Raw genomic sequence first — 23,008 nt, forward strand, 5'->3', positions numbered from 1 at the left:
GTTCATAATAATTGAGGTTTGATTGTATTCACTGCCGCAAAGCTACAACCAAACCTCAAAGTGTAAAAGGTGCATTTGTTCGAATGCTTACTCTATACAATACTCCCCTGATACTCCGAAAGGAAGTTGCAAATATTTCCGAAGGGGAGATAGAATATTCTCGGAAGAAGAATAAATCACAGAACCATTTTGGGAAATGGCAATTTCCACTACCCCGATTCCTTCCATAAAATCCAATTCCACGGAATAATTAGAATCTTCAACGAATACAACAAATGGCACTAATGGTATAACGGAACGGCTTCCATCTTCTTTTCCCGTAGTCAGAATTTCAAAAGGAATATCATTTGAATGCAAAAAGACTTCTTCTTTTCCAGAAGCAATACTTATGTCGACCAAAGGATTAGCATCGACCTTTAATAAAGAAAATAACAACAATACAGATAAGATAATTTTCAGTTTCATAGTCTTTCATTTTTTATTTATACAAAATTAGGGACTATTCAACAATAATTCAGCAATAACTATGCGGACAAAAATAGGGTAGGTAATAAATTATATATCAACACACTACAAAGAAACATATAGGACAAAAAAACGTTTTTTTCTCAATACATCATTATCATTTGCTCTAAAGAATCATTCTTAGTAAGTCCTAAATCTGCTTTTAGTCTTTGTCTGTTTTTATATATGGATTTCATTTCACAATCAAAAACAATCATTAATTGCTTGTTAGAGAATCCCACTTTCAGCAACGCAGCCAACAATAATTCATTTTTTGTTAAATCAAACTCTTGTTTAAGTCGAGTAATAAAATTCGCATGAACCAAATCCAGAAAGTCAAATATATGTTGCCGTTCAGCAATAGTCATATTACTAATAATCAAATTTCCTTGCTTCAATTCCTCTAATACAAACAAGGCGTCAACACTCGAATTCTCACATACTCGCTTATTTTCTGCTATTAAACAAAGGATTTTTCTATTCAGGATTCCTATTTCCTCTTTTTTAGCCTGACGTTCTTGTAAGCTCACATTCTCCAATTCTGCAATTCTACAAGCATATCTATTAATAATTGCATTATTATTTCCAATAATCTCGACATTACGCAACAATTTTGTTCGATACCTTTTCCTAACCAGAAAGAAAGCGATGATGCCCAACCCTAATATGAATACAAATAAAAACAAATAAAAATAAGTCTGTTTCTCATTTTCCAGCCTTATCTGTTTATTTTCCAAAATAAGCTTATCATTTTCATACTTATTCTGCAAATCCAACAACTGCTTTTGCAGTTCAGCATTACGAGTCACCTCTAATAATGAATCAGACTTCTCTTTATACAAAAACGCTTTCAAATAATTACCATCTTTTTTATGCATATCAGCCAAATAGTAATATGCACCCGAAGACACAAAAATATTAGTTGCATTGATACAAGTAACAAAACAATCTTCAGCTTTTTTCTTTTGACCTACTTCAGAATAAACACGTCCCAAAGACAAACTATAACGATATTTATCATTTAAATTATCACAAACTTCCATTGCATTTGAAAAATACTCTATTGCTTGTGGATATCGTTTTTCATTATTGGCAATAAGTCCTAATAAATGTAGAAAAGATGCCTTCATACCACTAACAGTGTCACTCAACACAAGCCCTTTTTCAGCATACCAACCTGCACTATCATTATGATGTACCGAAAAATAGCCTCTTGCCATATTCCTATAACCATATAAAATACGACGTCTGTCACTCGCCAGTTCATAGTACCTGATAGAATGTTTAAAATTGTCTATAGAATTTTCATACAATCCTTGAACCGAGTTCAAATACCCTATATATTCCCAGACCATCCCTTGTACTTTATAATCCCTAGTTTCTTCCAAGAGACTCGATGCTTCCAGATAAGCCTGCATAGCATCTGAGAAGCGCTCCTTTAACAACATCACTTTTCCATAATAAAAGTAAGCCTTCCCTGCCTTCAATTTATCACCTTCCTGTTTATAATATTCTACCGCTATCATTATCAATGAGTCTGACTGCAAATTATCCAAATAGTTTTTATCCAAAGCCTGCGTTAAAAGCAAAGCATAATCTGCTCTCTGTTGTCCTCTCATACATTCGGGACATTCAATTTGACTCAGAAGCGACAAGGCACTATCAGGAAATAATTCCATACACGCTTCCACACGTCTTAAGACATTATTGTCCTCTTTTTCTTGTACACATGAGATAAACAATACAAGAATCATCAATAAATTAATTCCATTTTTCATCCCGGCATTCATAGCTCGCATATTTTAGCTTTCAGATAGCACATCTCTCCAATACCGAAAGGCAAGAATGGGTATAGGCTAATATGCCTTTCCTCGTTACTCTCTATCACACAATCTTGGCAAACAGCTCCAAATGCTCATCCACATAGCCGGCAACCAAAGCTGTATATTCCTCCTCTTTTTCCAAAAATTCATCTTCCAGTTCATCGAAAGCCTCATATTGCTCGTACATTGCCATAAATTCCTCGTCTGTGCGTTCGCGTTCCAAGTCGTCACGATGGCTATCGTATATTTTCTTGGCAGCATAAACCAACTTGCTCAAATCGCCCACTCCCCACAAACGCATCACTTTGGCAAACGGATTGTCGAAAATATAACCGCCATAACCATTTTGAATCAGTTGGCAGAAGCCCCCTTCCATCACTTCATCACGGAATATCTGATAGGCCAACAATGAATGCTGTTCACCGGTAAGCAAAGACATCGTCCCGGCAGTCATTTCTCCGCCTATTTCTTTCTTATAAGCACCGGTGAATACGCCGATGAATGCATCCATCCCTTCACCGGCAGCCTGGCGCAATGCCACATCTGTAACTTCTATCATAGTTTGTATTTTATTTAATTGTGCCACAAAGGTAAGACTTTGCAGTCATAGTCAAACACGGACTCCCCTTTATTTTCTTCGCCTTGCCAACCAGTTGGCAGGATTTTGCCTTACCATTGGCAAGACTTTGCCACCGTGTTGGCAAAACTTTGCCATAGGCATGGCAAAAGTTTGCCAAGACGCAAGCAAGGGGTTGGCAAAATTACTTCCTGATTGACAAGCACATACCTTATTGATTCACAAACCCTATCAGAGACGAGAAAAAACAGTCAACTGCAAACTCCACTTTACATTCCGCAGAAATTCAGCTTCTTATTACTTCTTTTTAATAAAAAAGTCAAATTGAACAGTTGGCAGAAACGGGGAAAACAACTAACTTTGCACCCGACTAATAAAAGTGGACTACGTTTTTTTTAATTATATCACTTAAAAAAAGAGCTAATTATGACTTATTCACACGAAGTGGAACACATGTGTGTTGTGAAGAAAGGTCCTAACCACGGACCGGCTCCTATTCCCGAAGAAGGTAAATGGGTAAAAGCTAAAGAAATTGTTGACATCTCTGGTCTGACACACGGTATTGGCTGGTGTGCTCCTCAGCAAGGTGCATGTAAATTAACCCTCAATGTAAAGGAAGGCGTTATCCAGGAAGCTTTGGTTGAGACTATCGGTTGCTCCGGTATGACTCACTCTGCTGCTATGGCATCAGAAATCCTCCCGGGAAAGACTATCCTCGAAGCATTGAATACTGACCTCGTTTGCGACGCTATCAACACAGCTATGCGCGAACTCTTCCTGCAAATCGTTTACGGTCGTACTCAGTCTGCTTTCTCTGAAGGCGGTTTGATTATCGGTGCCGGTCTGGAAGACTTGGGTAAAGGTCTGCGCAGCCAGGTAGGTACACTGTACGGTACTTTGGCTAAAGGTCCCCGTTACCTGGAAATGGCCGAAGGTTACATCAAGAATGTATTCCTGGACAAGGACGACCAAATTTGCGGGTACGAGTTTGTTCACCTGGGCAAGTTCATGGATGAAATCAAGAAGGGAACTGACGCAAACGAAGCTTTGAAGAAAGTTACCGGTACTTACGGACGCGTAACAGCAGAACAAGGAGCAGTTAAACACATTGACCCACGTCACGAATAATATAAGGAGGAAAAGAATATGATTAGAGAAGTGAAATTTGAAAGTCAAGACCGTCGTATCAAGCAGATCATCGCTGCTCTGAACGAAAACGGCATCAAAGACATCGAAGAGGCTAACGCTATCTGCGAAGCTCATGGACTTGATCCTTATATGACGTGTGAAGAAACTCAGCCTATCTGTTTTGAAAATGCAAAGTGGGCCTACGTTGTAGGTTGTGCCATCGCTATCAAGAAGGGCTGCAAGAACGCTGCTGAAGCTGCCGAAGCTATCGGTATCGGCCTGCAGGCATTCTGTATCCCGGGTTCTGTAGCCGACGACCGTAAGGTTGGTATCGGTCATGGTAACCTGGCTGCCATGTTGCTGCGCGAGGAGACTAAGTGCTTCGCTTTCTTGGCAGGTCACGAGTCATTCGCTGCTGCCGAAGGTGCTATCAAAATTGCCGCTAAAGCAGACAAAGTACGTAAAGAACCTCTGCGTTGCATCCTGAACGGTCTCGGCAAGGACGCTGCACAGATTATCTCTCGTATCAACGGCTTTACATACGTTCAGACTCAATTCGATTACTATACAGGTGAACTGAAAGTAGTTCGTGAAATCGCATACAGCGACGGTCCCCGTGCCAAAGTAAAATGCTACGGTGCAGACGATGTTCGCGAAGGTGTGGCTATCATGTGGAAAGAAGGCGTGGATGTATCCATCACTGGTAACTCTACGAATCCGACCCGCTTTCAACACCCGGTTGCAGGTACTTATAAGAAAGAACGCGTATTGGCTGGCAAGCCGTACTTCTCAGTGGCATCCGGTGGTGGTACTGGTCGTACTCTGCACCCGGACAACATGGCTGCCGGACCGGCTTCTTACGGTATGACTGACACAATGGGTCGTATGCACTCAGACGCTCAGTTCGCTGGTTCTTCATCAGTTCCTGCTCACGTGGAAATGATGGGATTCCTCGGCATCGGTAACAACCCGATGGTAGGATGTACAGTGGCTTGTGCGGTTGACGTGGCTCAGGCTTTGAGCAAGTAAGTAGCAAGTAAATAATTACATAGAAAAAGAGGATAGCCTTCATTGGCTATCCTCTTTTTCTATCTACCCACAATCGCCACCTTTATCACCCCCTCCAGCCTATTCTCAAAAATACGGTAGGCTTCGTCAATTTCCTCCAACGAGAAACGATGTGTGATAAGCGGTGTGGTATCTATCTGTCCCGCCGCTATCAGGCGCAGTATCTCGGCACAATCGCACCCATCCACACCACCGGTCTTGAAGACAAGATTCTTGCCATACATCTCCGGCAAGGGCAATAACTGAGGCTGGTCATAAAGCGCCACAATGGTGACAATGGCATTGGGACGGGCACACTCCCATGCCAAGCGGAAAGTATCTTCCGTGCCGGCAACTTCAAGTACGACATCTGCCCCACCATGGTCGCTATGCTTCCTCACAAAGTCTTTGCAGTTTTCCGGCCCAATGACCAGCACCTCCGAATAATGCTCGCGGACAAAACGGATTCTTTCGGCCGACTGCTCGCAGACAATAATGCGACGGGGCTTCTTCAGCATGGAACAAAGCAGGGTACAAATACCCGTCGGCCCGGCACCGATGATGAGTACAGTGTCTTCCTCGGTTATTTCGGAGATACGGGCAGCCCAGAAGCCGGTGGCCAACACATCGCCTACCAAGAGCGCCTGCTCGTCGCTTACCGTATCGGGAATACGGTTCAGTCCCTGGTCGGCATAAGGCACACGTACATATTCCGCCTGGCCGCCATCGATACGGCACCCCAAAGCCCAACCGCCATTGGTGTCGGTACAGTTGTTCACATATCCGTGACGACAAAAGAAACATTTACCACAAAAAGTCTCCACATTCACAGTCACACGGTCGCCGGGCTTTACCGACTCAACTTCGGCACCCACCTGCTCTACGATGCCCACCATTTCGTGTCCTACCGTAATTCCGGGTACGGCGCGCGGTACACTTCCATGCTTTATATGCAAGTCACTGGTGCATATGCTACCCAGTGTCACCCGCACAATAGCATCACGTGCATCTTCCAATACCGGTATCGGTTTCTCAAGCAATCCGAACTTTCCGTGTTCAATATAAGTATATGCCAACATAATATATGCTTTTTTGAGTTATCACTTCTAAACGCGAAGTTGCCAGAAAGCAACAGCCGCTGCGGCCGCCACGTTCAGCGAATCTACACCGTGCGCCATGGGGATACGAACCACATAGTCGGCTCCCGCAATCGCTTCGTGCGAAAGACCATCTCCCTCAGTACCCATCACAATAGCCAACCGGGGCTCGGTCTTCAAAACGGGATTGTCTATGGAAATGGAATTGTCCGTAAGCGCCATGGCCGCCGTACGGAAACCCAACTCACCGAGCGTATCCAGAGGACCGTCCATCCACGTCCACGGCACAAGAAAAACCGTTCCCATTGAAACCCGGACCGCACGACGGTTCAGAGGATCGCAGGAATTACGCGTCAACAGCACAGCATCCATGCCAAGAGCTGCCGCCGAACGGAAGATGGCCCCAATATTGGTGGTATCCACCACCCCGTCAATAACCACAATACGCCGGGCTCCCCGGCAGACGTCCTCCATACTCTTCGGAACCGGACGGCGCATGGCACAAAGAACACCACGCGTCAAAACGTAGCCGGTCAGCTCGGCAAGCAATTCCCTACCGCTTGTGTAGACGGGTATATCGCCACAACGCTCAATGATTTCAGCAGCATCCCCATAGATGTGCTTGTGCTCACACAAAAAGGCCAAAGGCTCGTAGCCGGCATCCAGAGCCACCTTGATAACCTTAGGACTCTCAGCTATAAACAGCCCTTTGTCCGGCTCAAGGCGATTGCGTAACTGGGCTTCGGTAAGGGTACTGAATATCTCCACACCGGGATGGGTCAAAGATGATATTTCGATAACAGGCATCGGATGATTTACTATTTGACGATTACTATTTACAATTCATGGCAGAAAGCCCTATAACCCCTTTATTGTCTTCATCAGTTGTTCTCCCAGTCCGATGGTATATCCTTGCGATACAAAGACCACCCGATTGAAAGTATCGGCTATGATGAATACCGGCAGGCTCTCTTTGTGCTTCAGCTTCATACTTTCTGCAATCTGCGCAGCGATACCGTCCGTATCTATACCATAAATAATGGTAGAGGGCAAATCGGGGAATGACTCGCGGGCGAACTTGCCGGCTTTGGACTCATCAGGGAACAGCAACACCATCTTACGCCCCCACTTCTCCAAATCAGCCTTGAATGAAGCGATGTCGCGCAACGCATGATTGGTTGGCTCTTGATTGACACCCAGAATGCCTACGACAAAGTAACCGCGCCCACAAGCCTGCAGCAGACTCTGCCGGGCTGCGGAGCCGGCGTCCGGCAGCGGAGTGAAGAGAGACTCCGAATTAAAGTTCCCGATAACCTGCACCTCATCCTCGCTCTCGCGCATCACCAATTCAATTTCCGTTGTCTTCTCCGGCAGAATATTGAAAAAGGTGGTTTTAGAAAGTACCGCACCGCTGGCAAGGCGTGTACCGGTCACCAAAACATAATCTCCGGCCTCCAGAGCTGTTCCTTCCTTCAGCAGATTGCTCCATGTAGTACCGCCGCCCATATCTGCATCGCCTTCGTCATAGGAAAGCAATTGCAAACTGCCCTGCGGGGTCTGTTTGGAAAGAGTGAAATGAGAATAGTATTTCGGGTTATCCAACGAACGGATAGGCTTATAGGAAGCCACCAACTTTCCCTTCGAAGCAATTCCTTCTGCCATAAAGACCGGCTCTTCCGAATGATGGTTCAAGTCCACATCCATCGCACCATCATCCCCTATCAACTGTACTTTGCCGGTCACTCCGTTGATACGGGCAGGGATTGCCATGCTGCGTGCCATGGAGACGAAGAAAATGTCACGGCTATGGGCATCAGCCACACGGGCCTTCCAGACCCCTTCCGGAGAAATGGGAGCCCCTCCCAAATTACAGTCATTGTCTACCCGGATATTTTGGGCCACCCATGCCACCAGTTTCATCGGTTCTGCCTTGTATGCCTCAGCATCTTCCTTTGAGACGGCTTTCTTGAAAAATCCTTTATAGGGGGTCAGCATCTCGTTGCTTACGCGTGGATTGCGCACATATCTGCGGAAATGGTCGGCATTCTTGCACATACGGGATTGCATGTGGTCCATCAGAACTTCCAGTGTAACGTCGCGGAGGTCTTTTGCCGAAATCCGTTGGAGCAGGTCCAGACCTCCTCTTTTGGACTTTTCAGAGCGCAACCGTGCCATGAAGTCGGCAATGACCCGATGGTTTCCTCTGGAAGCGACCAGTATCCGTGAAACGGCATCTTCGTCGAGCTTGTACCGCCGGGCAAAATAACGCGCCGTCTCATCCGTCATGAACATAGACACATAAGCGTTGCGGATGGAATCTTCATGGACCATGCGGCGGTCATTCGCCGCACGCTGTTCGGGCGTAACCGCCGGCAACTCCGCATTTTCGGGGGGAGGCACAAGTTCAAAATCTACCGCATGGCCGTCGCCGGCAGTCTTATCCATCTTCACAACCAGTTCATGGTCCTTACCGAAAGACAGTTTGGCATAGCCGAATTTTCCGTCTTTGGAAGCCCATACCAGCATGTCACCCTTACCGGCCGTCAAAAAAGCCTTTCCCTCTGCATCGGTCTGCTTCCGGGCTACAGTATAGAACTCCGCATAATTATAGAGCTTGAACTCCACACAAGCATCAGACACCGGATTTCCATGTCCGTCCATGACCGTAACTGTGGCCTTAGCCGTCGGTGCATAGTTACCGATTACATTGATTTCCGTATAAGTAGGAGTGACAGACATCACTTCCTCCGCTCCTTCATAACGTCCGAAGACCTTGGTATGCATCAGCATACCGCGACTGGCCGGAGCATTGAACCAACCAAGGTTGAGTACCGGTTCGGGTTCGCAGGCTCCAAGAAAATACCATTTCCCGTCTGCCCATGCTTCTACCCACGCATGATTGTCGTCGGTATGCGCCCACCGGGGTGTGTAGACCTGACGGGCAGGGATACCCACCGAACGCAAGGCGGCAACCAGCAAGGTAGATTCCTCGCCACAACGCCCGTATGCCGTGCGTACCGTTGCCAAAGGCGAACTGGTACGGGCATCGGAGGGAGTATAGATAGCCTTCTCGTGGCACCAGTGGTTCACCTCCAGAATGGCATCATAGAGGGACAGAGACTTGACACGATTCTTCAGTTCTTCGTAAAACACTACCCGTGCACTGTCCAGATGCTCATTGTTGACCCGCACCGGAAGCACAAAATGACGAAACAAATCCTCAGGAATAACTTTTCCCCAAGGCATCTCATCGGCAGCCTTTTGGGAGGCGCGCACGTTCATCAGATGAAATTCTCCGGAATAATCGGCAATGTCTGCCAAAGGCATATAGGCATAAAGGAACTCCAAAGCTTCGCGTTCGTACGACGTCAAGTCCGTATCGAATATGGCAAACAAATCGCCCTGCGGCAACCTTTCTTTTTTTTGATTGAAGTCTTGCTCCACACGTTGGCGGTAAGAAGTGTCTGTAATGAAAGAACGTTTGCCGCAAGAGGCAAGCAAACATACCAGTCCGAGAAATCCCAGAAGTCGTGCAACTCGTTTCATAACGCAATTATTAAGGTTGAGCCACAAAAATAGTGTAAATCGTCCGCAAAAGAAAATTAATTCCCGTTTTACTTACATAATCACTCTACTTCAGATGTATCACCAAAGTCGTGTCTCCGGAAAAAGTGAAGCTGCATTTGTCATAAGACGGCAGACCCATAACGCCTTGAGCATCATTGCTGAACCCGTACTTCTCTGTAGGAATGCCGAAAACGGCAGTATCCAGTTTCCCGTTTCCGTTCTCGTCTTGAAACAACGAAATGGCATACGTACCCGTAGGTAACCCCTGGCAAGGAATGGAGAGCGACGTATCTTTCACATCTATCCGGAAGGCGGTCAAGGGTTTCTTCATGAATGTTTCTTCCGAATTGTAGATGGCGACATAGAGATGCCCCTCCACCTTTTCAATGTCACACACTTCAATAGTCAGGTTCTGGGCAAAGAGCAGCTGGGCGGCACTTTGCATTACAAATACTAAAAAAATAATCATTGCTTTCATCTTTGTTTATTTAAAAAGGGTTATTGTCTAAAAATTGGATACATCGTAGGCGGCCTTCTTGCCTAAAGTCACATATACTCCTACATAGAAAAAATGGTCGCTGGAAGCCAGGACAGCCTTGTTATCCACCTTACCGAACTCATTCTTCCGGCAAAGGATATTGCTGGTGGAAGCATGGATGATTACCTTCTTGCTTGCCAGGAAGGTCACACCCAAATCCAGACTGTTATAAGGCTTCACTTCATCGTTCATCAGACCCGGCAGCATGGGGTTATGATAAGGACGTCCGCTACTGAAACGGTCGGTCACGCTGACAATGGAACGCAGGCGAGGCAAGGAATACTTCACCACCCAGGCTGCATTATGCCGTGTAGCATACTGAGGAGTAGTCAGTTCCAGATACTCCCGATATTTACGTTTGGCTATATTATAGGTATAGGATAACTGGTATTCCAGATTCTTGAAGGACGCTCTATCACGGAAGAACAAGTCTATGCCTTTGCTGTGTCCATAACCGTTGGAGGTCAAGAATACAGCTTTCGTATCGGCATCCGTTTCCTCCAATGCCAGACGGTCATAATCCTTATAATAAAGTTCAGCTTTACAGAAACGCCCTTCATAGTCGTACTGAACGCCCAAATTGTACTGCATACATACTTCCGACATCAACTGCGGCCGACGCACCAGACAGTTGTTCTCGGGCAACTGTGTGTATCGCCCTACAATCCCCGACAGCATCATGTTTCCCCAATAATAGTTCGCCGCCAGCCGGGGAGAGAAATTCATCTTACGGTTCGGAGAAGTGTATTCCGTGCGAAAAGAAAACTCCATCTTCAATTGTTCCATCGGATAATAAGCCATCGAAAAGAAACCCGCACCAATGGTAGGCGACATGCGATTGCTGTCATCCGTCCCGCACAACAGATAATGATTCCCGTAATTGCGGATATAGCTCTCTATCCCCATATCCAGGCGGAATACCGATGACAGCCGTTTGGAAACTTTAGCCTTCAGATGCGTCTCTTGCTGACGTTCCAGCCAGTTATCACCCGAAACAACTGCTCCTCCGATTCTCCGGTTATAGTAAGAATAGGCCGCCCCTGCAAACCAACTCCACTCTCCGGAAGTATGCCTGCGAAAGGTTGCATTTACATAGATATTGTCTTCACCCAGCCCGAACAATCTGCGGTTATCCCCTTCGTAAGTGGAAAAGTCCGTCCGGTCGTATTGTGCGTAAACCTTCCATACCACTCTTTCATCAAGAGTATAACGGAACTGGACAGCTCCGGAAAACATCCGGTAAGGCTTCTCGAAATCCCTCCTGCCCGAATAAACCTTGTCATACAAACCCAGGTTCTGATAATTCAAGTCAACAGACAAGGATCCTCTGTCAAAAGTCTTTGTGCCCCCTCCACCAACACCGACAACGGAAGCGTTCACTCCGACTTTATCGACCTTGCTGTAATCTTTTGTTTCCAATGGCAAGACTGCCGAAAGCGCTTCTCCATATTCTTGTGGAGCGCCTCCCGAAGCAAGGTTTACCCCACTGAACATAAATGTAGAGTAACGACTGCGAGCAGGGGTATTTATTCCGTTCGAAGTATAGGGATTCAGTACATGCATTCCATCAATAAAAGTCTGCGTCTCGTAACTGCCTCCACCACGTACCAGCAATTCACCGGTTTCACCCTGCACTTGCGTACCGGGCAAAGTCTGCAATGCCTTGTATAAATCACCGTTCGCACCGCCCACCGTGACCAGTTCCACCGGATGCATATCGCTCCAACGGCTGTTGGCAGCAGGAGTTCTGGCTCCTTTTACCACTACTTCTTCCAAAGCGACACTGTCTATATTAAAATTCAGACGTACTGTATCGGTCACTGATTTCTGCGCTACGGAAGGCTGTGTATAAAGTAATACACCCAATATCCCAAAGACTGTTTCCCGTTTCATATCTTTACATTCGTTGTGTTTCCTGCCGCAAACATAAAGGAAGGGTATAAGACAAAAAAATATCCGGGACAGACAGCCCGGATATGTGACAACCAACAAACTCTTTGTGACGAACAACGTATTTCTGTGACGAGTGACTAACTCTTTGTTCGGTTTTCAATCAATGCTTTCACCTCTTTGGCGTATGCGCGTGAAACCGGAACATCTTCTTCGCAACCCTCCAGATTCAGCTTATATCCCTGAGAGTTTCCATCTACTTTCACCACCATCCGGATGTTTACAAGAAAGGCCCTATGGCAACGGATAATAAAAGGGCAAGCAGAGACAGCTTCCTCTGCCTGCTTCATGGTGGCACGCAACAATCTCCATGTAATTTTCTTTTCTTTATCCGAATCTGAACGGTAACCTACTTTTACGTAATTCCCCTTTGCCTCTGCATAAAGGAAATCTCCGGCCTTTACTTCCAGCATTTCTTTGGTGCCACCGGCAAACACCAACGCTTCTTCCGAGGAAAACACCTTGTCTTCCAAGCTCGCTATCCCAACTTCCGGGGATATTCTCCTTGAAAGGTGACCGTTCATCTCCATAGCTTCTTTCAGATTGCGGGTCAGTTGCAAATTGCGGTTCCACATCAGAAAAAATATGGTAGGAAAAGGTGCCAGCACCATTACCCAAGACAAAGCCAGAAAGAACAACCGCTTGTCCAACCACATTCCCATCAACCATGATTGATAGGCCCAAATCCCCACTGCTATCAGCAACAACATCAGCAGCAAATTCAACACATGCTTACCCAATGTCCAGTTCTGCTCCTTGTAATAAGCAGGAAATAATGCCGGAAGCAAATAGGTGAAAACTCCCGAAGCACCTGCCGCAATCAATGCAGAACCGGCAACCACCCCAAACACACTTCCCTTTATCCGGGAAATACCGAACGGCTGAAGTATATATAATATCAGAAAAATAATGGCCGAAGGTATCACTACTGCCTTCCAGCGTTGATAAAACGTAGGATAAGGACTCCGCCAAAGTTCCACCAATTTCCCCATAAGTATATAGTCTCTCTTGTTTACATGGTAATATATGCAAAGATAATACATTTACTCAACACATGCTCATACAGATACTATATTATCAATCTGTTTTATCACACGACAAGGATTTCCCACTGCCACACAATTCGCAGGAATAGAACGGGTAACCACACTCCCCGCCCCGATAACGCTGTTCCTCCCGATGGTGACACCAGGCAAAATGACAACCCCTCCACCAATCCATACTCCATCCTCTATTCGTACAGGTAAGGCATACGTACGGCAGATTTCTTGTTCTTCCGGACAGTCCTGCACCATACGTTCATCTACTTTGGTAGAATGGGTTGCCGTATATATCTGTACATTAGAGGCTATTAAGACGTTGCTACCTATGTCAATACGATTGTTGTCCACAAAGGTACAATTCATGTTGACAATTACCTTGTCGCCCATAAAAATATGCTTGCCACATTCACAATGGAAGTCAATATCCACATGCACATTCTTGCCTACATGTCCCAACATCTCACACAACAACTCCCTCCTGCGCTTGCTATCGGCATAATCTGTGGCATTGAATTGTGCCAGGAGACGTTTTGTACGCAAAATCATCTCCACTATTTTCGGATCCCTGCTTCCTATAAAAGGTTCGCCAGCCATGCACTTTTCATATTCTGTTTTCATACGCATCCTGTTTTTGCGGACAAAAATACAAAACTCTAATGTATAGGAATTTATCCTATGTTAAAAAATACCCCTTTGCCCTGATACGACTCAATGATTGTTGTGTAATGCCAAGGAAAGAAGCGATATGTCCCAAAGTCACTCTATGAAAAAGGGCCGGACACTCACTCATTAATTTTTCATAACGCTCATACGCAGACAAGTTGAGGCGAGATATATGAATATCTTGTAAGCGAAGAAAATTTTCCTGTTGTAACACCCTCATCCAATTTGCAATATCTATATCTGACTTATACAACTCATTAAGCGTTTCAATGGAAATAGAATAGACCAGTGTTTCTTCCAATGTTTCCACGTATTCAAAGCCTGCTTTGTTCCTATATAAATCCCACGAGCCACAAGCTACATCACCTTCCATAGAGAACCATGTCGTTATTTCTTTTCCATCGTGCAAGGTGTACGAGCGTGTCATTCCCTTCTCTATGAAGTGGACTTGCCTATCAAATTGTCCTGCACGGATAATAAGTGTTTTGACAGGAAACACTTGCTTTTCAAAACCATGTGCCAATGTCGCCAATGCTTCATCTGAAACCGGATAATAAACTCTTATTGTTCTGACAATATTCTCCATACTAAAATATCCCTTTTTACAAAGGTATAAAACAAGGAAGAGTTTGCGAAACTTGCGTAACATATTTGTCATATATAGATTGCAAAATCTAGTATTTCTAAAGAAAATAAAGGATGAATGGCTATTTTTTATGTTATAAAACACATTTCTCGCAAACATTTCGTATCTTTGCAACGTTATAAGATAAAAGAAAAGATGTAAAAACCCGCTTTCCGAAACGCGGAGAGCACAAAAAGATGAGAATTATGAAAAAGAATGCAAATGAAATTTTTATGTTACAGTACCAAATCAAACGCTATCAGGCAATGGGTAATGGAACAATGTGTCAAACACTGAACGGTAAACTACAAAAGCTGCTTGCAAAGCAGTCACTCGTAACCATGTAAAAAAACACCTTTAAATACAATGAATAAAGGGCAGGGAACTTTTCAGTTCTCTGCCCTTTTTCTTTTTTATCCATCTATACTAATGGTTAGCACCAACAACAAACTCACTTTGCATCCTTATCTCCCTACCGTCAACCGAAATTCCTTGTAGGGTAATTATATATATTCCGTTCATATCCGAAGTATAAAAGTTGAGTGTACCCATAGCGGAAGTTATCTCCGGATTCCAATAAAGTGTATGCCGAAAATCCGGTAAGCGAGAACCGGCTTGTTTCTCTGAATTGTATGATGGAGCAACAAATGCGATTCTCTTTTGTGGAAACTCATAAGAAAACATCTGTGAATTCTTATCCAAACGTATATCAGGCAATGTTCCCCGATGGGTTATAAACGAAACAATTCCATCATACAACTCCCCGCCAAAAGTATATTTGCCAGTATAACGATGTATATAGTGTATCAAACGGGCATCATAGTTCAGAATGGTTTCATGGTCATCAAACGGAATCCCGTCTAACAACACCAGTGTTTTCATATTACTGAATCTCCTTATATCCGGTTGCAGTATCCGGATGACATCTTTACCTTCCAGCTGACTGATACGTATTCCCTTGACAAATTCCACAAAAACATCCCTCACAGTCCTGAAACGAACATACTCATCCAGATTATAAGTGGAAGCGGGAACAAAATCATAAAGTTGTTGCAATATACTCTTGCTATACGAAGAATCTACCGGCAAAAGAGAATGTAATTGCGCGCTGAAACCACGCTCTATCAAGTCTTCTTTCCGAAATGACACACAGACTTTAGGAAGTTTTTCTGCCAACACCCCGACAAAAGGAGAAATAAGCTCCAATCGGCAGGGACTTTCCTCCTCCGGTAATGCAGTTAATACAATCTCCTGCATATCCGTTATTCCGGTCGTATAAAAAGCATAAATAGCGTCAGCCTTAGGCTGTCCGCCAAAGACACGAATATCCTTGCCCACACATGCCAGACGTGCATTTACATTGTCAGCAGGCGCTCCCATCAGCCTGCCGGTTACAATATGCCCTTCACACTCTGCAGCAAATGACCGTTCCGGAACACTTGTATAGTTCTTCTGCCCGTCGGCTGATATTGGAAACCCCTTTAGCACATAGTCTTTTCGTACTACGGACAAAGTAAGCTCCTTGACATCAGCAGGCAGATTGGGTAATGTCAAGGCTACTTTACTCCGGTTCCCATAGACCGATTTATCTGTCCATAAGTCCGCTCCGGAAAGCTGATTGCCGGAAGCTTGTGAAACGGTAATGGAATCCGTGAAAAGTTCCACATTATCCTCCTCTGTTGTCTGAACAGTATTAAGCAAGGCTATATACTTCTTTGGGAAACAAGCCATAGGATAGTTCCTCATATAACGCGTATATGCCGTCAGTTGGTAAGCTCCGGTATGCATGACTTGCGGAAGTCTGATACGTCCCCATCCATTCCCGTTCTGCAAGTCGATTTTACCTTGTGCGTATACCAGCTTCGTGTCACTTATCTCTACATAAGCTACTTTGCTTAATACGCTTCCACGAGACAAGGAATCCGTCACACAAACTTTTATCCACAAATCTTCTCCAGCCACATAGCAGTCCTTGTCTGTATAAATACGCATATTCTCAACAATTTGAGCGTGTAATCCCAATACAAGAACCCAACCTATAATACAAAATATCACTCTCTTCATATCATTTCAATATTAATTCATTTCATCCGGCCAGAAGGAAGGCTTTTCCAAGCTGGCACCTAAATAGCGTACGTCTGTACAACCTCCGGAAACCCATGCATAACCTACCATCAATGGATAAGCAATAGCATATCCCATCACATATAAATCCATGTACGAATCTGCCCAACCTCTAAATTCTTGGCAATAACCGTCAGGAAACCTATAATATATATCATCGGCAGAAATGAAAATACGATATTTTGCCACATTCATGCTAACTCCCACATAACCAACTACATTTTTGCCTGAATTGTTGCAAATAATATTCGTAGGAAGTTCTGAAGGCTGAGGAATAAACAATCCACCCATTTCTTCATTGATTTTTATTTTCTCCTGATAATATTCGTACTCGCCCCTCGAAATCTTACGCTGTTTCACCAAAGTGCTATAATGATGAAAGACACGGTTATTATCCGCCTTTATAGAATAGAGCCACTTATCCTTCAATTGAGTATCCTTATTTGTTCCTATATTACCTACTATGATTTTAGCCGACTTATCATGAAACCATCCCCGTGCATATGGTGTAGTATCAAAATCAACCACCTCATCAGTGGTAGGGTCATAACGGAACTTGGGATTATATACTGCCCTCACTTCCCAATCTTCCTCGTAACTCCAGAAATAACATCCGCCATCTTCACTCCGCATAGAAAAGCGGATAGAGATGTCACCGTATTTTTCCGGTTGCTCGTAGGTAACGTCATTTATTGTTTCTGTCTCCAATGGATATTGAGGCTCCGAAGTATAAATATCCCCTTCATACACAATTTTCAGACTATAGCTGGCATCTTTATTCAAAGAGCCAATTACAACTTGGTATTTTCCATCTCCCAAAGAAGTGCCATTAAAACAAGAACCATCACTTCCTACTACACTGACTTCTGCATCTATCTTGTTATAATCCTGAGGAATTCCTTCTACATTCAAAGGAAAGGAACAGCTCAAGGAAAAAACAACTGTACTATCTGATATGATGTTACCTTCAACTATAAGCACCCTCGTACTACTCTCCGGCAAGTGCGCATTGAATTTATCCACACAACTGCCAATAGTGAGCCACAACAAGCATATCCATGTTACTATATATTTTGCATTATTCATCGCTTTTTCTTATTAAAACAGATTGATTTCAACTGGCCAGAAGGAAGGCTTTTCCAAGCTGGCACCTAAATAGCGTACGTCTGTACAACCTCCGGAAACCCATGCATAACCTTTGAATCCCGTACTTGGGTCCGGATATGCAATGGTATACCCCATCAAGTATAAATCTAAAAATGTATACTCTTCTTTCAGCCCTTTCGCTCCCTGACAATACCCCTCAGGAAGCCTATATTGTATATCATCTGTAGAAATGAAAATGCGATATTCCGCCACATTCAAACTGACACCAACATATCCAATGGCCTGTTTATTTGAGCTTTCACATCTAATGTTCGACGGCAATTCCGAAGGCTGGGGAACAAACAACCCGCCCATCTCCTCATTAAGCTTTATTTTCTCCTGATAATATTCATATTCACCCTTCGAAATCTTACGTTGTTTCACTATAGTACTGTAATAGCAAGAAAAACGAATATCGTCTGCTTCAATGGAATAGAGACACTTATCCTTTACACGATTATCCTTGTTTATTTCCATATTACCTATTATTATCTCGGACGATTCACTATGACACCATCCGCGTGAGTATGGTCTAGCATCATAATCAACGATCTTATCTGTTTCGGGGTCATAAGCACACATAGGATTGTATACGGCCCTCACCTCCCAATCTTCTTCATAACTCCAAGAATAACATGCAGCATCTTTGCTTTGCATAGAGAAACGGATACTGACATCACCATACTCCCCTTGCTGTTCGTAGGTGACATCGTCTATGCTTTCCGTTCCTATCGGATATTGAGGTTCGGAAGTATAGATATCTCCCTCATAGACAATCTTCAAGCTATAGCGGACATCCCTATGCAATGTTCCGACAGCAACCCGGTACTTTCCATTACCCAACGCAACACCCCTAAAACTGGAGCCATCCTCACCGGTTACACAAACTTCAGCATCCACCTTATTGAAATCAGGAGGAACCCCTTCCACATCCAAGGAAAAGGAACGGCTCAAAGAAAACACGACAGCACTATCCGATATTATACTACCTTCAACTATGAGAAGGCCGATACTACTTTCCGGCAAGTGGGCATTGAACTTATCCACACAATTACTAAGGAACAACCATAACGGACATATACATATCACCCAATATACTTTATTCTTCATACCCTTTCAGAATTTAATATTATAAGTAACAAAAGGAATGGGAGCACCGAATATGGACATCTTGTATCCTTGAATCCTACCCTCCTCGGACACAAAATAGACAGAGTACACATTCTTCCTTCCGGTCAGGTTATAGATACCGAAAGAAAGGGAACTGTGGGTCAACAATGTCAGGTGGTGACTGGGTTCAATATTGAACGACAAATCCATACGGAAATAGTCGGGAACACGATAACTGTTACGGTCGGTATAGTAAACCTGCATTTTCTTCAAACCCTGGTCGTAGTATTGCCCGGCAGGAATTGTGGTGGGACGGCCCGTACTGTAATCCATATTGAAAGACATGCTGTAACGGCGGGTAAACTTGTAATTGCCTACAAGCTTGAAGTCATGCGGCTTGTCATACTCGGTCGGATACCATTCTCCACCATTGATGGGACGGGCTATGCGCGGATCATTCTGACGCAAGAAAGTGCGCGAATAAGTATAGCTCATCCACCCGTTCAGTTTTCCAGCCGGTTTTTTCACCTGGAATTCCACGCCGTAAGCATATCCCTCCGTATTGATGACATCCGTCTCCAGATGGTGGTTCATCAGGATTTGGGCGGAACTGCGATAATCCAGATAATCAATCAGCTTTTTGTAATATCCTTCTACAGATAATTCCAGAAGTTGCCCCGGCGTATTATAGTAGGCGCCTGCCGCCACCTGCCAGCCACGTTGAGGCTTGATATTGGGGTCGCTCAGCTTCCAGGTATCTGTAGGAGACATAACGGCAGTATTCGATACCTTATGGATATACTGCCTCATCGTATTGAAACCGGCCTTTACGGAAAAATCATCTGTAAAGGCATAACGTGCCGACACTCTGAATTCCGGTCCGTGATAGGTCTTGATGACCTTTCCATTCCCCGCCGTGATAGAATCCGCCACCGAAGACATGGAGGGCAGTATACCTTCCTGATATGTATAGTAAGTGCACGGTCCCAAAGCATTGAGCATGGAATAGCGTATACCCGCATTGATGGAGAGCCTGGAAGTTATATCCCATTCATCCCCTATATAAACGGCACTTTCCAGTGCTTTATCCTTTTGCAGTTCATCATATCTTACCAGCGAATTAGGCCCCACCGGCTCGTAGGTCCCGGAATTCACATTATACAGCTGGCTCATCAAACCGAAGTTCACCGCATGGCTATTGCCGGCTTGATAAAGAAAGTCCGCTTTTCCAAACCATTGGTTAATGGCAAAAGACAGCCGTGCGGCAGACGCTTCCTCCACCGTTTCATCATTTCGGTAATCGTAGTGGTCATAACCGAAAGAGAAGTTTCCGGTCAGCTTTTCTGCAAAGACAGTCCTCCAGTTTGCCGAGAAATTCATATTGTTGTAGGCATACTTCTCATTGTCATTAAAGGCAAAACGGTCGTGACTATAATAGCCATAGACATTCAGCTTGTTGCGCTCGTTCAGCGTATGCGAGAAGACAGTCCCCAAATCATAGAAACCGGCTTTCCCATCACGATACCCGCTTTTGTTGGGCAATGTCTTCATTATCCAGTCCGAATAGGTCGTACGTCCACTCAGCAGAAGGGAAGTCTTTTCCTTAATGATGGGAATCTCGAGATTCAACTTACTGGTCACAAGCCCGATACCTGCAGAACCAGTAAACTTTTCCTTGTTCGCCTCCTTGCTGGTGATGTTCAGTACGGAAGCGATACGCCCGCCATACTGGCTGGGGATACTGCTCTTATAAAGTTCCGCATCCTTTATCATGTCCGAATTAAAAGCCGTGAAAAAACCGAAAAGATGATTGGGGTTATAAATCGTTCCGTTATTGAAAAGAAGCAGGTTCTGGTCAGCGGCACTCCCACGCACATTGTATCCGCTGGATGCCTCCCCCACTGTCTTGATGCCGGGAAGTGTCTGTATCATCTTCAGCACATCCACCTCACCCATAGCCGTAGGAATGTTTTTCAGCAGGGCAGGCTGCAGCTTCTCCATTCCCAACTGCACACTTTTCACGTTCTGTATACGCCCCGAAACAATAAGCACCTCATCCAGCATATGGTCTTCCTCTTCCAACTCGATATGGACAATGCCTTCACCATAAAGCATAAATTGCCGATGGGTCACTTTGATATTCATCCCACTGATTTCAAGAATATTATAGCCTGCAGGCAGGTCAATGGTAAATTCCCCCTGACGGTTGGTCGTCGTAGCTACCCACGGCTCTCGATGAATGATGTCGATACCATCCAGATTCTGGCCGGTCTTAAAGTCAGAAACTCTTCCGGTCAAAGTTATCATATCTCCGGGGGCAGGCTTGTACTTGTTTCCTATCTCATAGACCTTGTTTTCTGAAGAAGACTTCACAATAGGAATGTATGAAGGCAATAGTTCCTCATCCGTCTCCAACTTTTCCCCCATCAATACCGGTGGCAGCGAGGTAGCCAGAAAAATCTCCGGCAAGACAAATATTCTGTCACCATAAACCGTCACCTTATAGATAGTAGCTGCCAAAGCCTCTCTCAAGTACTCGGCAGTGGGGTTCTTCACCTCTGCCCGCTTCACTTTAAAAGGAACCGTTATCGTTGTATAAACACGGCAAGACGTGCCCTTTTCTACTGCATCCATCAATTCGAATATGGAAATGCTGTCCGTAGCCATCTGTTGCTGTGCAAACATGCCGAAAGGCGACAATAGGAGGAAAAAGGCTACTGTATATTTAAGATTATGTGCTTTCATATTATTTTCCATGAATTAAGGAATCAATATATTCCGTTAACCGGGTCATTGCCCGGACACCGCCATCTTCCTTGAAGTCCAGCCGCTCTTTCCGGCAATAAGCCTTCAACTGCTTCTTGTATGTAGGAAAAAGTTTCAAGAAACCCGAACGGGAAGTTATCACATAATCGGTTCCGCCACTGCGAAGACTGAAATAGCTCTTTTTCTTGAACCGGCTGTAATAAAGATCGTTTTTCTTCACCTGAGACTCCATTGTGGATACGATATACTGTGTCAGGCACATTTGCGGACTATCATATAGCAACGCAGCGAAACAGTCACCCTGCGGTACAAACTTCTGTCCTTCTATGACAAAATAATCCACTTTCCGCATATCTACCTGCAAGGTTATCCGTTTCTCCGGAGTAACCACAATCAGACTCTTTTTATAGGTATCATAACGGAGCTGCAAATCCGAGTAAAGCCATCTGCCATAACAGACAGCCCCCTCGCGAAATTCATCCGTATTCCAATAGGGATGGTTAAGATACTTCTGCTGGTTATAATTTTCCTCTGCCTTACCGGAGTAAAGAGCAGCATAATCTCCTGCCGCTTTTCTGAATTCATCAAAAACGGCTTGTTGTGCACAAACCAAAGATGGAAAACATAGGACGCATAGTAGCGTGTAAAGGTGTGTTTTTCGCATATATGTGAAGTGTTATAGGTGAGGATAATCACAAATATAACATTTCACTTTTAAAAATAAAATTATTATTATATATAATTCAAATAAAAACAAAAAATAGAACCATAATCGGATGCTAAACACAAAGCTAAACATTTAGCATGCAAGCAGAAGCACATTACAATAAGATTAAAGCGCCATTCATCCTCTACCATCAATTATACTTACATATATTTATAAAAAACGATACAGCACAATCGCTCAAGCCGCAACAATATCCTTCCCGAAAGGAGTCAATGCCAGCCCTGCCAGCTTAAAGTGTTGGATACCGAAAGGAATGCCTATAATGGTGATGCACAGCAATAACCCGAATCCCAAGTGCGAAAGGCAAATCCAAATGCCGCCCAAGAATATCCAAAGAATATTCATCAGCACATAGAGGCAACCGTTGGAACGTTCCCCGCTACGAACCTCTTTGCCGAAAGGCCACAAGGCAAGGCTTGCCATTTTCAAGGTCTGCATGCCAAAAGGGATGCCAATAATGGTGAACATCATCAATAAACTTGCAATAAGATACTCCACAGCAGTGATGATACCTCCAAACATCAACCACAAAATATTCATAAAACAGCCCATAGCTTTCCTTTTTTTAATACT

At 44.4% G+C, this 23,008-nt stretch carries 20 protein-coding genes; 3 read left to right on the forward strand and 17 right to left on the reverse strand.

Annotated features, from left to right (window positions below; all coding sequences use genetic code 11):
• Positions 1-87 precede the first annotated feature (87 nt).
• The 3 genes from ABUA47_RS05670 to ABUA47_RS05680 all read right to left on the reverse strand — a co-directional run bounded on the left by ABUA47_RS05670 (position 88) and on the right by ABUA47_RS05680 (position 2,886).
• Positions 88-465 (reverse strand): hypothetical protein, encoded by a 378-nt coding sequence (locus ABUA47_RS05670; RefSeq protein WP_349824506.1) that lies wholly within the window; start codon positions 463-465, stop codon positions 88-90.
• 143 nt (positions 466-608) lie between these two features.
• Positions 609-2,294: a tetratricopeptide repeat protein gene (locus ABUA47_RS05675; RefSeq protein ID WP_230583275.1), complete on the reverse strand. Its 1,686-nt coding sequence runs from the start codon at positions 2,292-2,294 to the stop codon at positions 609-611.
• A gap of 94 nt (positions 2,295-2,388) precedes the next feature.
• A complete protein-coding gene (locus tag ABUA47_RS05680) occupies positions 2,389-2,886 on the reverse strand; it encodes a DMP19 family protein (protein ID WP_008665373.1) in 498 nt (165 codons plus the stop codon).
• A 444-nt stretch (positions 2,887-3,330) separates the two neighbouring features.
• On the opposite strand from ABUA47_RS05680, the gene ABUA47_RS05685 reads away from it, so the two are divergent.
• Together ABUA47_RS05685 and ABUA47_RS05690 are read left to right on the forward strand one after the other, a co-directional pair.
• The gene (locus tag ABUA47_RS05685; protein ID WP_005832778.1) at positions 3,331-4,032 is read left to right on the forward strand and encodes an iron-sulfur cluster assembly scaffold protein; all 702 of its coding nucleotides are present in this window, start codon (positions 3,331-3,333) and stop codon (positions 4,030-4,032) included.
• An 18-nt stretch (positions 4,033-4,050) separates the two neighbouring features.
• Positions 4,051-5,061 (forward strand): GGGtGRT protein, encoded by a 1,011-nt coding sequence (locus ABUA47_RS05690; RefSeq protein WP_025833460.1) that lies wholly within the window; start codon positions 4,051-4,053, stop codon positions 5,059-5,061.
• Between the two features lie 59 nt (positions 5,062-5,120).
• Here the strand turns inward: ABUA47_RS05690 and ABUA47_RS05695 are convergent, their stop codons facing one another.
• The 8 genes from ABUA47_RS05695 to ABUA47_RS05730 form a co-directional block, all read right to left on the reverse strand.
• Positions 5,121-6,158, reverse strand: a complete 1,038-nt coding sequence (locus tag ABUA47_RS05695) for an alcohol dehydrogenase (RefSeq protein WP_035448979.1) — start codon at positions 6,156-6,158, stop codon at positions 5,121-5,123.
• A gap of 27 nt (positions 6,159-6,185) precedes the next feature.
• On the reverse strand, positions 6,186-6,983 hold the full coding sequence (locus tag ABUA47_RS05700; RefSeq protein ID WP_008665308.1) for a TrmH family RNA methyltransferase: 798 nt from the start codon (positions 6,981-6,983) through the stop codon (positions 6,186-6,188).
• A 51-nt stretch (positions 6,984-7,034) separates the two neighbouring features.
• Complete coding sequence (locus tag ABUA47_RS05705; protein ID WP_035448981.1) at positions 7,035-9,722, reverse strand: transglutaminase domain-containing protein; 2,688 nt, start codon at positions 9,720-9,722, stop codon at positions 7,035-7,037.
• Between the two features lie 85 nt (positions 9,723-9,807).
• Positions 9,808-10,221, reverse strand: coding sequence for a DUF2141 domain-containing protein (locus tag ABUA47_RS05710; RefSeq protein WP_008665305.1), 414 nt, complete (start codon positions 10,219-10,221; stop codon positions 9,808-9,810).
• A 27-nt stretch (positions 10,222-10,248) separates the two neighbouring features.
• Positions 10,249-12,174 (reverse strand): TonB-dependent receptor plug domain-containing protein, encoded by a 1,926-nt coding sequence (locus ABUA47_RS05715; protein WP_035448983.1) that lies wholly within the window; start codon positions 12,172-12,174, stop codon positions 10,249-10,251.
• Positions 12,175-12,311: 137 nt separating this feature from the next.
• Positions 12,312-13,223: a LytTR family DNA-binding domain-containing protein gene (locus ABUA47_RS05720; RefSeq protein WP_008665300.1), complete on the reverse strand. Its 912-nt coding sequence runs from the start codon at positions 13,221-13,223 to the stop codon at positions 12,312-12,314.
• A 66-nt stretch (positions 13,224-13,289) separates the two neighbouring features.
• Entirely contained in the window at positions 13,290-13,892 is a 603-nt protein-coding gene (locus tag ABUA47_RS05725) for a sugar O-acetyltransferase (RefSeq protein WP_005832814.1), read from the reverse strand.
• A 55-nt stretch (positions 13,893-13,947) separates the two neighbouring features.
• On the reverse strand, positions 13,948-14,523 hold the full coding sequence (locus tag ABUA47_RS05730) for a Crp/Fnr family transcriptional regulator (RefSeq protein WP_005832816.1): 576 nt from the start codon (positions 14,521-14,523) through the stop codon (positions 13,948-13,950).
• Between the two features lie 245 nt (positions 14,524-14,768).
• Between ABUA47_RS05730 and ABUA47_RS05735 the strand changes: the two genes are divergently transcribed.
• A complete protein-coding gene (locus ABUA47_RS05735; RefSeq protein WP_005832819.1) occupies positions 14,769-14,909 on the forward strand; it encodes a hypothetical protein in 141 nt (46 codons plus the stop codon).
• Between the two features lie 79 nt (positions 14,910-14,988).
• Here the strand turns inward: ABUA47_RS05735 and ABUA47_RS05740 are convergent, their stop codons facing one another.
• From ABUA47_RS05740 to ABUA47_RS05765, 6 genes are all read right to left on the reverse strand, one after another.
• Positions 14,989-16,554: a hypothetical protein gene (locus ABUA47_RS05740; protein ID WP_227212788.1), complete on the reverse strand. Its 1,566-nt coding sequence runs from the start codon at positions 16,552-16,554 to the stop codon at positions 14,989-14,991.
• An 84-nt stretch (positions 16,555-16,638) separates the two neighbouring features.
• Positions 16,639-17,772 carry a DUF4249 domain-containing protein gene (locus ABUA47_RS05745; protein WP_349824507.1) on the reverse strand — a complete coding sequence of 378 codons (1,134 nt, stop codon included), beginning with the start codon at positions 17,770-17,772 and terminating at the stop codon, positions 16,639-16,641.
• Between the two features lie 12 nt (positions 17,773-17,784).
• Positions 17,785-18,942 (reverse strand): DUF4249 domain-containing protein, encoded by a 1,158-nt coding sequence (locus ABUA47_RS05750; RefSeq protein WP_035448987.1) that lies wholly within the window; start codon positions 18,940-18,942, stop codon positions 17,785-17,787.
• Between the two features lie 6 nt (positions 18,943-18,948).
• A complete protein-coding gene (locus tag ABUA47_RS05755; RefSeq protein ID WP_034529665.1) occupies positions 18,949-21,687 on the reverse strand; it encodes a TonB-dependent receptor domain-containing protein in 2,739 nt (912 codons plus the stop codon).
• 1 nt (position 21,688) lies between these two features.
• Positions 21,689-22,372, reverse strand: a complete 684-nt coding sequence (locus ABUA47_RS05760; protein WP_005832827.1) for a hypothetical protein — start codon at positions 22,370-22,372, stop codon at positions 21,689-21,691.
• Between the two features lie 240 nt (positions 22,373-22,612).
• Positions 22,613-22,987 carry a YccF domain-containing protein gene (locus ABUA47_RS05765; RefSeq protein WP_005832831.1) on the reverse strand — a complete coding sequence of 125 codons (375 nt, stop codon included), beginning with the start codon at positions 22,985-22,987 and terminating at the stop codon, positions 22,613-22,615.
• Positions 22,988-23,008 lie beyond the last annotated feature (21 nt).

This window comes from Bacteroides sp. RTP31139st1_H2_RTP31139_211217 (assembly GCF_040227615.1).
Classification (GTDB): Bacteria; Bacteroidota; Bacteroidia; order Bacteroidales; family Bacteroidaceae; genus Bacteroides; species Bacteroides uniformis.

What these genes read in the sequence shown, in the direction of transcription:
- ABUA47_RS05750 (WP_035448987.1), bottom strand. Translation starts at nt 18,942, where the DNA reads ATGAAGAATAAAGTATATTGGGTGATATGTATATGTCCGTTATGGTTG.
- ABUA47_RS05710 (WP_008665305.1), bottom strand. Translation starts at nt 10,221, where the DNA reads ATGAAAGCAATGATTATTTTTTTAGTATTTGTAATGCAAAGTGCCGCC.
- ABUA47_RS05695 (WP_035448979.1), bottom strand. Translation starts at nt 6,158, where the DNA reads ATGTTGGCATATACTTATATTGAACACGGAAAGTTCGGATTGCTTGAG.
- ABUA47_RS05690 (WP_025833460.1), top strand. Translation starts at nt 4,051, where the DNA reads ATGATTAGAGAAGTGAAATTTGAAAGTCAAGACCGTCGTATCAAGCAG.
- ABUA47_RS05740 (WP_227212788.1), bottom strand. Translation starts at nt 16,554, where the DNA reads ATGCGTATTTATACAGACAAGGACTGCTATGTGGCTGGAGAAGATTTG.
- ABUA47_RS05675 (WP_230583275.1), bottom strand. Translation starts at nt 2,294, where the DNA reads ATGAATGCCGGGATGAAAAATGGAATTAATTTATTGATGATTCTTGTA.
- ABUA47_RS05745 (WP_349824507.1), bottom strand. Translation starts at nt 17,772, where the DNA reads ATGAATAATGCAAAATATATAGTAACATGGATATGCTTGTTGTGGCTC.
- ABUA47_RS05725 (WP_005832814.1), bottom strand. Translation starts at nt 13,892, where the DNA reads ATGAAAACAGAATATGAAAAGTGCATGGCTGGCGAACCTTTTATAGGA.
- ABUA47_RS05685 (WP_005832778.1), top strand. Translation starts at nt 3,331, where the DNA reads ATGACTTATTCACACGAAGTGGAACACATGTGTGTTGTGAAGAAAGGT.
- ABUA47_RS05730 (WP_005832816.1), bottom strand. Translation starts at nt 14,523, where the DNA reads ATGGAGAATATTGTCAGAACAATAAGAGTTTATTATCCGGTTTCAGAT.
- ABUA47_RS05700 (WP_008665308.1), bottom strand. Translation starts at nt 6,983, where the DNA reads ATGCCTGTTATCGAAATATCATCTTTGACCCATCCCGGTGTGGAGATA.
- ABUA47_RS05715 (WP_035448983.1), bottom strand. Translation starts at nt 12,174, where the DNA reads ATGAAACGGGAAACAGTCTTTGGGATATTGGGTGTATTACTTTATACA.
- ABUA47_RS05720 (WP_008665300.1), bottom strand. Translation starts at nt 13,223, where the DNA reads ATGGGGAAATTGGTGGAACTTTGGCGGAGTCCTTATCCTACGTTTTAT.
- ABUA47_RS05705 (WP_035448981.1), bottom strand. Translation starts at nt 9,722, where the DNA reads ATGAAACGAGTTGCACGACTTCTGGGATTTCTCGGACTGGTATGTTTG.
- ABUA47_RS05680 (WP_008665373.1), bottom strand. Translation starts at nt 2,886, where the DNA reads ATGATAGAAGTTACAGATGTGGCATTGCGCCAGGCTGCCGGTGAAGGG.
- ABUA47_RS05765 (WP_005832831.1), bottom strand. Translation starts at nt 22,987, where the DNA reads ATGGGCTGTTTTATGAATATTTTGTGGTTGATGTTTGGAGGTATCATC.
- ABUA47_RS05735 (WP_005832819.1), top strand. Translation starts at nt 14,769, where the DNA reads ATGAAAAAGAATGCAAATGAAATTTTTATGTTACAGTACCAAATCAAA.
- ABUA47_RS05670 (WP_349824506.1), bottom strand. Translation starts at nt 465, where the DNA reads ATGAAACTGAAAATTATCTTATCTGTATTGTTGTTATTTTCTTTATTA.
- ABUA47_RS05760 (WP_005832827.1), bottom strand. Translation starts at nt 22,372, where the DNA reads ATGCGAAAAACACACCTTTACACGCTACTATGCGTCCTATGTTTTCCA.
- ABUA47_RS05755 (WP_034529665.1), bottom strand. Translation starts at nt 21,687, where the DNA reads ATGAAAGCACATAATCTTAAATATACAGTAGCCTTTTTCCTCCTATTG.